Source organism: Streptomyces sp. UNOB3_S3, from assembly GCF_020740895.1.
Classification (GTDB): Bacteria; Actinomycetota; Actinomycetes; order Streptomycetales; family Streptomycetaceae; genus Streptomyces.
Genome location: NZ_JAILXP010000032.1, coordinates 21,660 through 30,723 on the forward strand (window position 1 = coordinate 21,660; position 9,064 = coordinate 30,723).

Annotated in this window: 9 protein-coding genes and 1 pseudogene; 6 read left to right on the forward strand and 4 right to left on the reverse strand. The window is 73.0% G+C overall.

All coding sequences use genetic code 11. The features are described 5' to 3' along the window. Window positions 1-110 precede the first annotated feature (110 nt). The gene (locus K6I33_RS05910) at window positions 111-1,151 is read left to right on the forward strand and encodes an alpha/beta hydrolase (RefSeq protein WP_229348614.1); all 1,041 of its coding nucleotides are present in this window, start codon (window positions 111-113) and stop codon (window positions 1,149-1,151) included. Here the strand turns inward: K6I33_RS05910 and K6I33_RS05915 are convergent. Beyond that, complete coding sequence (locus K6I33_RS05915) at window positions 1,117-1,995, reverse strand: LysR family transcriptional regulator (protein WP_229348615.1); 879 nt, start codon at window positions 1,993-1,995, stop codon at window positions 1,117-1,119. The genes K6I33_RS05910 and K6I33_RS05915 overlap by 35 nt on opposite strands. 125 nt (window positions 1,996-2,120) lie before the next feature. Between K6I33_RS05915 and K6I33_RS05920 the strand changes: the two genes are divergently transcribed. Then, window positions 2,121-2,816 carry an SDR family oxidoreductase gene (locus K6I33_RS05920; RefSeq protein WP_229348616.1) on the forward strand — a complete coding sequence of 232 codons (696 nt, stop codon included), beginning with the start codon at window positions 2,121-2,123 and terminating at the stop codon, window positions 2,814-2,816. 124 nt (window positions 2,817-2,940) lie between these two features. Here K6I33_RS05920 and K6I33_RS05925 read toward each other — a convergent pair whose 3' ends face one another. Next, window positions 2,941-3,843 (reverse strand): alpha/beta hydrolase, encoded by a 903-nt coding sequence (locus K6I33_RS05925; protein ID WP_229348617.1) that lies wholly within the window; start codon window positions 3,841-3,843, stop codon window positions 2,941-2,943. A 97-nt stretch (window positions 3,844-3,940) separates the two neighbouring features. Here K6I33_RS05925 and K6I33_RS05930 point away from each other — a divergent pair, with 97 nt between their 5' ends. Then, complete coding sequence (locus K6I33_RS05930; RefSeq protein ID WP_229348618.1) at window positions 3,941-4,975, forward strand: helix-turn-helix domain-containing protein; 1,035 nt, start codon at window positions 3,941-3,943, stop codon at window positions 4,973-4,975. 21 nt (window positions 4,976-4,996) lie between these two features. Here K6I33_RS05930 and K6I33_RS05935 read toward each other — a convergent pair whose 3' ends face one another. Further along, complete coding sequence (locus tag K6I33_RS05935; protein ID WP_229348619.1) at window positions 4,997-5,380, reverse strand: VOC family protein; 384 nt, start codon at window positions 5,378-5,380, stop codon at window positions 4,997-4,999. A 158-nt stretch (window positions 5,381-5,538) separates the two neighbouring features. Next, window positions 5,539-7,125 carry an MFS transporter gene (locus tag K6I33_RS05940; protein WP_229348620.1) on the reverse strand — a complete coding sequence of 529 codons (1,587 nt, stop codon included), beginning with the start codon at window positions 7,123-7,125 and terminating at the stop codon, window positions 5,539-5,541. Window positions 7,126-7,262: 137 nt separating this feature from the next. Between K6I33_RS05940 and K6I33_RS05945 the strand changes: the two genes are divergently transcribed. The 3 genes and pseudogenes from K6I33_RS05945 to K6I33_RS05955 all read left to right on the forward strand — a co-directional run. After that, a complete protein-coding gene (locus tag K6I33_RS05945) occupies window positions 7,263-8,285 on the forward strand; it encodes an Lrp/AsnC family transcriptional regulator (protein ID WP_308297064.1) in 1,023 nt (340 codons plus the stop codon). Window positions 8,286-8,347: 62 nt separating this feature from the next. Further along, entirely contained in the window at window positions 8,348-8,641 is a 294-nt protein-coding gene (locus tag K6I33_RS05950) for a hypothetical protein (RefSeq protein WP_229348621.1), read from the forward strand. A gap of 121 nt (window positions 8,642-8,762) precedes the next feature. Continuing rightward, window positions 8,763-9,064 (forward strand): annotated as a pseudogene (locus K6I33_RS05955) (hypothetical protein); the annotation flags it as partial.

The following is a 9,064-nucleotide window of genomic DNA, read 5'->3' on the forward strand; positions in this document are numbered from 1 at the left end:
TCCCGTCCGGGAGGTGATTGACTACGCCGCATGGTTCTCGCACGGATACGTCCTGCGCGCACGGGCGCGCCAGCCGGTTGTTTCGGTCGCGGCGCCCATCGAGGGCTGTCGTGAGTGCCGCCGACGTGCCGTCCGAGGCCGGCCCTCTCCCGGCGGCTTGGGACGCGCCCCCTCTCGACCCCGAACTGAGCGTGGTGCTCGCCGGTTTGGGGGACGCCGTGAGGGAGCCGATCACCCCGGAGAACCTCGCGGCCCGGCAGGAACGGGATGCCGCTGTCCGGCCGAGACCGACGGTTCGGGACCTCCAGGCCGACGGCCGCTTCGAGGTCGAGGAGCTGCGTGTGCCGGGGGCGCCGGGCGGGCCGGACGTCACGCTCGTGAGCGCACGGCCGACCGGGCTCACCGGGCCGCTGCCGCTGCTGTACTACATGCACGGCGGCGGAATGATCACCGGCAACGCGTGGTCCGTGCTTCCACGGCTGCTTCGCGAGTGGGGCCTCACACTGGGGTTGGCCGTCGTCTCCGTCGAGTACCGGCTGGCACCGCAGACGCGGTACCCCGGGCCGGTGGAGGACTGTTACGCCGGATTCGTCCGGGTGGCTGAGCACGCGGCCGAACTGGGGCTCGACGCGAACCGTATCGTCATCGGAGGGAAGAGTGCCGGCGGCGGACTCGCCGCGGCGCTCGCCCTGCTCGCCCGTGATCGAGGCGGGCCCGCCTCGATCGGGCAGCTGCTCCTGTGCCCGATGCTCGACGACCGCGACAACACCTTCTCCAGTCGCCAGATGGCCGGCGTCGACATCTGGGACCGGACCTCCAACGCGACCGCGTGGCAGGCGCTGCTGGGCGACCGGTACGGTGCCGCGGACCTGCCGCCCTACGCGGCACCCGCTCGCGCCACGGACCTGTCCGGCCTTCCTCCGGCCTATGTCGAGGTCGGGTCGGCCGAGACGTTCCGGGACGAGGCCGTGGCCTACGCCGATGCGATCTGGCGGGCCGGCGGCCGGGCCGAGCTGCACGTATGGCCCGGAGCCTGCCATGGCTTCGACACGTTCGCGCCACGGGCGGCTCTCAGCCAGGACGCCCGCGACGCTCGTTTCCGCTGGCTCCGGCGCGTCATCGCACAGTCCGGCGCGGGCCAGGATCTGTAGTCGTGCTCCCGCTCCCCTCCCCCTCCGGATCGCCGGAGGGGCGGCGCAGCGTGGCGGTGGCGATGTCCAGGAAGTCCGCCACGGGGCCCGTGCGGTTGCTCTCCGGCACCGCCAGGCACGTCTCGACGGGCAGGGCATCGGTGACCGTCAGATAGACGAGGTCGGGGCGGGAGTACGAGCCCGCGATGCTGACGGGGACGAGCGCGATGCCCTGGCCGGAGGCGATGAGCTCGAACTTCTCCTCCAGTGAGGATGTCCGTCGTGTCCTGCCGTCGAGGATCGGCTCACCGTCGAGATCGGCCGACGTGAGGGCGTGGCGACCGGCCAGCGGATGGGTCACGGGCAGGCACGCGACCTTGGTCTCATGACCGATGGGGACGGTGCGCAGCCCCGATTCGTCGAAGGGGCGCCGGAGGTATCCCACGTGCGCGCGGCCGTCGCGGAGCGGAGCGTCCCGTTCCCACCAGCGCAGCGGAAAGACATCGATCTCGACCTCCGGATGGCTCGCCGTGAACGCCCGTATCGCTTCCGACACATGGAGGCCGGGCGAGAAGCCGACGACGAGCCGCTGCTCGCCGCGCTGGGCCTCGCGCACGCGCCGCAGCGCCACGTCCACCACCGTGGTGATCCTTGACGCCTCGTCATACAGCTGTTTCCCCCCGGGGGTCAGCTCGACGCTGCGCGTGGACCGCGTGAACAGCGCGCATCCCAGCTCCTGCTCGAACGCGCGGATCTGCCGGCTGAGGACCGGCTGTGCGATGAACAGCGCCTGTGCCGCCCGGCCGAAGTGCCGGTGCTCGGCCACCGCGACGAAGTAGCGGAGCTTTCGCAGATCCAGGTCCATGCCGTGACGGTATCAATGCGGTCCGAAGGGTATTGGACGCCCGGCCGGACCACTCGGAGACTTACAGCCTGATCGCCGCGGTCACTCCGGCGCGTACCGACGTCCTGCCCCTGAGAGGTATGACCATGAACGACACCCGCAAGACAGCCGTCATCATCGGGGCGTCACGTGCCCTGGGCCTCGGGCTCGCCGCCGAGTTCCTCCGTCGCGACTGGGACGTCATCGGCACGGTCCGCGGCAGCCGGCGCACCGGCCTCCACGACCTGGCGGAGGCATCCGGAGGGCGGCTGACCATCGAATCGCTGGAGATGACCGAGCCGGAGCAGATCTCGGCACTGCGCGACCGGCTGGCACGGAGGACTCTCGACCTGCTCTTCGTCAACGCCGCCATCACACGCGGCGATATCCCGATCGGCGACGTTCCGACGGACATGTTCACCGAAGTCATGGTCACCAACGCGCTCGGCCCGATGCGTGTCGTGGAGTGGCTCGGCCCGCTGGTCGCGCCGACGGGGACCATCGGGGTCATGTCCTCCGATCAGGGCAGCGTCACTCTGAACACCGAAGGCGGGCAGGACCTGTACCGGGCCAGCAAGTCCGCGCTGAACCAGCTGATGCGCAGCTACGCCGCCCGTCACGCCGATGACACGCGAACGCTGCTGCTCATGGACCCGGGCTGGGTCCGCACCGAACTCGGCGGACCCGACGCCGATCTCAGCGTGGAGGAGAGCGTTCCGGGAGTGGCGGAGACGATCGAGCGCCACCGGGGGAAGCCCGGCCTCCACTTCCTTGATTACGAGGGGCGGGTCGTGCCCTGGTAGACGGGAAGCCTGCTGCGGCCGCGCCGGGAACGCGGCCGCCCCACTGACAATCGGGCTCGCCGGCCGGCCGGGCCCAGGCGCCCGTGTGCGCGGCCGGCCGGCCGGCTCGCTAGCCCCCTGCCCGCTACCCGGCCAGGGCGCGGCGCAGGGCGGCGCCGAGTTCGGCGATCTGTCGCCGGGACACCTCGGCGGACAGGATCGCCTGCGATCCGTGGAACGTACCTGCCCACTGGTGCAGTTCGACCGGTACGCCCGCCTGAAGCAGGCGCAGCGCGTAGCCGATGCCCTCGTCGCGGTTCGGGCAGAACTCCGCCGTGGCGATGTGGGCGGGCGGCAGGCCGGACAGTTCGTCGGCGCGTGCCGGGGCGGCGTACGGGGAGACCGAGGCGGAGGTGGGGCCGAGGTAGTGGCGCCAGGTCGCGGCGATCTTGTCGCGGTTCATCCAGGGGGTGTCGGTGAAGTTGCGGGCCGACCACGTCTCCTGCCGGTCGTCGAGCCCGGGCTGGTTGAGCAGCTGGAACCGGATCGGCGGTCCTTGCCGGTCCCGGGACCGCAGCGCCAGCGCGGTGGCGAGTGCTCCGCCGGCGCTGTGGCCTCCGACCGCGATCCGGCCGGGGTCGACGCCGAGTTCGGCCGCGTGCCCGGCCGTCCAGGTCAGCACGGCGTAGGCGTCGTCCAGGGCGGCCGGGAACGGGTGCTCGGGGGCCAGGCGGTAGCCCACCGAGATCACCACCGCGCCGGAGGCCTGGGCGACCCGGGCGGCCCAGGGGTGCTCCGTGTCCAGGTCGCCCATGACGAATCCGCCGCCGTGCAGCCAGATGAGGGCGCCCCGCGCCTGGTGCGGGCGGTAGATCCGCACGGGCACGTCCGGGTCGGCGGCCACCGTGCGGTCCTCGATCTCCATGCCGGTGGTGTCCGGTGCCGGTGCCGCGGCGGCCAGTTCGGCGAACTTCTCGCGCGACGCGACCGGGTCGTTCAGATCGGACTTGGGGAACAGCGGGACGAATGCTTCGAGTTCGGGATCCATGTCAGTCATCCTCGCGGTCGCCACCCCCCGGTGGCGTCCGCCGTCCGTCGGGCATGCGCATCGGATCGCGCACCGATCGGCGCTTATCCTTCCCGGCATGGAGGCACTGGTCCTACGGCTGTCGCAATTGGACGCTCAGGCGGAAGGCGCGATGCGCGTCGTCATGTTCTACGACACGCTGATGCGCCGGCGGGTGGATCTCCCGGCGCTCGCCCGGTCCTCGGCGGGACTGGCCGGCTCCGTGGCCGGGATCCGGCTCGACGGCACGGCGCGGGTGATCCGTTTCTCGCCCGACGGCGGGGAGGCGTCCGCCCCGCCGCCGCCCGCGTCCACCACGGTGCCCGTCACGCTCGACGAGGAGGAGATCGGCGCGGTGTGGCTGGAGCGCCCGGGCCCGCCCGAGCCGCTCGACGAACTGCTGCTGGACCGGCTCGCCATCGCCGTGGCGTCGGTCGTCGAGCGGTACGGCCCGGCCCGCACCACCATGGCCGATCCCGCCCTCGTCGAACTGGCCATCGGCAACGACAGCGACGAGGCCACCAGGGCCCGGGCGTTACGGCTGCTGGGGTTCGCCGCCGGCCTGCCGGTCCGCGTCGTCGCCGTACGATCGCGGGTTCCGCTCGACCGGGTCGGCGGCCTGGTCTGCCCGGGCCGGCCGGTGAAGGCGGCGGCGCTCGCCGACGTGGGCGTCATCCTGGCCACCACCGTGGACCCGGCCCGGTTTCCGGCGGGCGTGCGCGCGGGCATCGGGGCCGCCGAGAGCGCCGACCGGTCCTGGCGGGAGGCCCGCACGGCCCTCCGTTTCACCACCGTGCGCCAACCGGTCGTCCACTACGCCGCTCTGGGAGCGTTGGCGCTGCTCGCGGAGGTGCCCGAGGAGGCCGTGCGGGACAACGCCGACGTGGCCGCGATCGCCCGCCTGGCCGACGGCCCGGACGATCTGGAGACCCTGGACGCCTACTGCGCCACCGGCTCCTTGCGCCGCGCCGCCGACCTGCTCCATCTGCACCACAGCAGCGTCTCCCGCCGGCTCGAACAGATCGGCAGGACCCTGGGGATCGAGCTGACCGAGCCCACCGGGCTCGTACGGGCCCGGATCGCCCTCACCGCGTGGCGGTTGCTCGACGGCTGAGGCAGGGCACGCCCCTTGTGGTCAGAGGGGCTTGAGCCGGGTGTGCAGGAGGCAGAATTCGTTGCCTTCCGGGTCGGCCAGGACGTGCCAGCTCTCGGTGCCGGTCTGACCGACGTCGACGGGCCTGGCGCCGAGGGCGAGCAGCCGCTCCAGCTCGGCGTCCTGGTCGCGGTCGGTGGCGTTGACGTCGATGTGCAGCCGGAGTTTCCCGGTCCGCGGGTCGCTGCTGGGGCTGATGACGAGGGTGGGCTGCGGGCCGCCGAAGCCGGCGCCGGGCGGCCCGATCTCGATGCTTCCGTCGTCCTCCCGGCCGAGTTCGACGTAGCCGAGGACCTCGCTCCAGAACGCGGCGAGCCGCTCGGCGTCGGCGGCGTCCATGACCAGCTCACTGATGCGGCATGCCATGGCGGCCAGTCTACGTAGACCGTCCGGGAGTCGAACGCCTGTCGTGGAACTCGTAACCCTCGACGGCACGGAACCCGGCCACGAGGGGCAGCAATGCCTTCAGGTCAGTGCTGCCCCCGGCGGATCTCGGTCGCAGGCTCAGTGCGTGCGCCTGTGGATCACGGCCGGCTGGTGGCGGTCGCCGGCTCCTCGGTGGAGGCCGGTTCCTTGGCGGGGCCCGCCGTTCCCGGTGTGTCCGGGGCGGGGTGCGTCGGCGCGGGCCGGACGAGGGCCAGGACGAGGAGGCCGCCCACGACCGCTGCCGCCGCCGCGCAGAGGAAGACGTCCTGCATACCGTCGGCGAAGACCCGGTGGACCAGTTCCCGCGCCTCCGCCTGGCTGCCGTGCGGCGCGGCGGCGACGAGGCGTTGCGCCTGGCCGCCGGCCAGGGCGGACGCGGCGCCGTGCGCGTCCGGGACCAGGCCCGAGAGCCGCTGCTGGGCGGTGTGGGTGAACACGGCGCCCAGGACCGCGATGGCCAGGGTCATGCCCAGCTGCCGGAAGGTGTTGACCGCGCCGGCCGCCATGCCCATCCGCTGGGGCGGCACGCTGCCGGTGGCGGCGGAGACCAGGACGGGGGTGGCCAGACCGACGCCCGCGCCGCCCACGGCGAGGCCGGTGACGAGGGAGGACGCGGTGGCGCCGGCGGACATGGCGTCGTACAGCAGGTACATGCCCGCGGCGATCAGGAGCAGGCCGACGCCGATCGGCAGCCGGGGCGCGAGCCGCTGGATGTGGCGGCCGGCGATCGCCGCGACGAGGAAGGAGACCACGGCCATGGGGGTCAGGGCCAGGCCGCCCTCGACGGGGCCGAGCCCGAGTACCGACTGCAGCCACAGCGAGACGAGCACCAGGCAGCCGAACGCACCGCCCTGGAGCAGCAGCGCGCCGCCCATGAGCCCGGCGAAGGACGGGCGGCGCAGCAGCGCGAGGTCGAGCATGGGCTGACCGCCCCGGCGGCCCAGCCGGGTCTCCACGAGGACGAACGCGATCAGGGAGGCCGCCGCCACGGCGAACGAGGCCAGCACCGTCGCCGAGGTCCAGCCCGCCTCGGTGCTGCGGATCAGGCCGTAGGTCACGGCCGCCGCGGCGAGGGTGAAGGTCACGGCGCCGGGGACGTCCACGCGGCCGGTACGGGCCTGGGGCCGCGCGGTCCGGTCAGGTCGGATGACGCGCAGGGTCAGCAGGACGGCGACGGCGGCGACGGGCAGGTTGACCAGGAAGATCGCCTGCCATCCGATGTGCTCGGTGAGCAGTCCGCCCAGGATGGGGCCCGTCGCCGCGGCGGCGCCGTTGACGGCTCCCCAGATGCCGAACGCGGTGCCGCGGTCACGGCCTTGGTACGTGGCGCCGAGCAGGGCCGCCGAGGTGGCGAACATCGCGGCGCCGCCCGCGCCCTGCACCGCCCGCGCGGCCACCAGCACTCCCGCGTTCGGGGCGAGGCCGCAGGCCAGGGAGGCCAGGGCGAAGAGGGCGAGACCGGACACGTAGAGCTTGCGGTGCCCGTGGAGGTCGGCGATCGAGCCCGCGGCGAGGAGCAGCGCGGCCAGGGACAGCGCGTAGGCGTCGACGACCCATTGGAGGGACGAGAAGGGGGCGTCCAGGGCCTCCGCCATCTGTGGCAGCGCCACATTGACGATGGTGACGTCCACCAGAAGGATGAAGGCGCCCAGGCATACCGCCACCAAGGGCCACCACTTGCGCATCGAGGGAACTCCGTTTCGTTCGGCCACGTGCCGGTGCACCGTGGTCGCGTCGTCCGCCCAGGATGGATGCGAGCCGCCCGAGTATCCCAGCCGGAGCGTGTTCCCGCGCGAAATCCGACACCTCGTAGACTCATATGGTGAATCTCGACATCGAGCGTGGTGCCCTTCCGGCACTCGACGCCCAGGACCGGATGCTCGCCCACGCGCTCCAGATCGACGGGCGGGCGCCGTTCCGCCGGATCGCCGAGGTCCTCGGGGTGTCCGACCAGACCGTCGCCCGCCGCTACTCCCGGCTGCGGTCCGCCGGGACCCTGCGCGTCCTCGGGCTCACCGATCCGCTGCGGCTCGGCGAGGTCCCCTGGTTCGTACGGATCCGCTGCGCGCCGAGCGCCGCCGCCCAGATCGGCGAGGCGCTGGCCCGGCGCAGGGACACCACCTGGGTCCATGTCGCGGGAGGCGGCACGGAGATCTTCTGTCTCGTGCGGTCGCGGGGGCCGCACGGCGACACGCTGCTGGAGAAGCTGCCGGGCACGCCCCGGGTCGTGGACGTCTCCGCGCACTGCCTGCTGCACGTCTTCTTCGGCCAGGACCGCAGCCTGATCACCAAGACGGGGCCGTTGACGGACGAGCAGGTCATCGCCCTGAAGGCGCAGGACGCACCGGACGCGCCGGAGTTCCCGGTCGCCGACCCGGCCCCGGCCGCCTGTCCCCTGGAGGAGGCGGACCGCCGGCTGTTCGACGCGCTGGCGCGGGACGGCCGGGCGGGCATCGGCGAGCTCGCCGCGGCGACCGGCTGGTCGCAGACGACGGTCCGCCGGCGGCTGGCGGAGCTGCGGTCGGCCGGGGTGCTCTACTTCGACGTGGAGTACGCCCCGCGGGTCCTGGAGCGGAACTTCCGCGCCTCGCTGTGGCTGAGCGTGGAGCCCTCGCACCTCGACGCGGCGGGAGAGGCGCTCGCCTCCCACCCGGAAGTGGCCTTCGCGGCCGCCACGACGGGCCCGACGAACATCTTCGCCAGCATCACCACGCACGACGCCGGGTCCTTCTACCGCTACCTCACCGGTCCCGTCGCCGCTCTGCCCGGCATCCTGGGCACCAGCACGGCCCCCATCCACCGCACCATCAAGACGGCGGGGCCCTTCGTGCCGAGCACGCCATAGGCTCCGTCCGTCGCCGCCGTCGTACCGGCGTCGATGTGGTGCCCTTTGGCAGGATCACCGGCATGAACGATCTTGTGGCGCCCCAGGGTCCTGGTCAGGTCCGTGAAGAAGGCCGCCGCCCGGCTCGGCGTCCCGCCGCACGAGTCCACGGAACCCACCGTGCCCCGGCACGGACTGGAGCCCGACGGAACGCTGCCGGTCGGCTGGAGCCGGCCGACGGGCACGGGTACCGGCCTCTCGACGTCTCCGTCGCCGCCCAGGCGATACCGCCCACCGCGCGCGTCCGGCTGCGGCCCACCGGCTCCACCCCGGCCTACGCCATGGACGTCACCGCCGTCGCGGACGAAGGGCGGTGACGCTGCCGGGCCGCGCGGTCACCCGATCGGCCGCGCTGTCACGGTGAGTGGCGGCCGCAACGCATTAGGCTGCTAGCGGCGGTTCTTCTCTGGATCAGTCAGCCCCATCCGGAGCCCTGAGATGACGAATCGATTCGCCGAAACCCGTGCGACCCGCGCCCGGCGCCGCCTCGTCGTGGTGTCCTCGGTCGCCGCGCTCGGGACGGCCGCGTGGCCGGCGATGAGCTTTTTCGAGGTCCCGCCGTTCACCGACAAGGGCGAGCCCGTCAGTTACGGCGGGGTCGGCCGCGCGGTGAGCGGCAAGCCGGCGGACTCCCGGACGCTGCTGCCCACCGGGCCCGAGGCCGCCTTCACCAACGCCGAGACCCTGGGCGACGGGTCGAAGATCGGCGTCGTGACCCTGGAGGGCGGGAAGTCCGGCTT

Excerpts from the sequence above, each read along its gene's own strand:
- K6I33_RS05920 (WP_229348616.1), top strand. The coding sequence starts at position 2,121 with ATGAACGACACCCGCAAGACAGCCGTCATCATCGGGGCGTCACGTGCC.
- K6I33_RS05940 (WP_229348620.1), bottom strand. The coding sequence starts at position 7,125 with ATGCGCAAGTGGTGGCCCTTGGTGGCGGTATGCCTGGGCGCCTTCATC.
- K6I33_RS05950 (WP_229348621.1), top strand. The coding sequence starts at position 8,348 with ATGAACGATCTTGTGGCGCCCCAGGGTCCTGGTCAGGTCCGTGAAGAA.
- K6I33_RS05930 (WP_229348618.1), top strand. The coding sequence starts at position 3,941 with ATGGAGGCACTGGTCCTACGGCTGTCGCAATTGGACGCTCAGGCGGAA.
- K6I33_RS05915 (WP_229348615.1), bottom strand. The coding sequence starts at position 1,995 with ATGGACCTGGATCTGCGAAAGCTCCGCTACTTCGTCGCGGTGGCCGAG.
- K6I33_RS05925 (WP_229348617.1), bottom strand. The coding sequence starts at position 3,843 with ATGGATCCCGAACTCGAAGCATTCGTCCCGCTGTTCCCCAAGTCCGAT.
- K6I33_RS05935 (WP_229348619.1), bottom strand. The coding sequence starts at position 5,380 with ATGGCATGCCGCATCAGTGAGCTGGTCATGGACGCCGCCGACGCCGAG.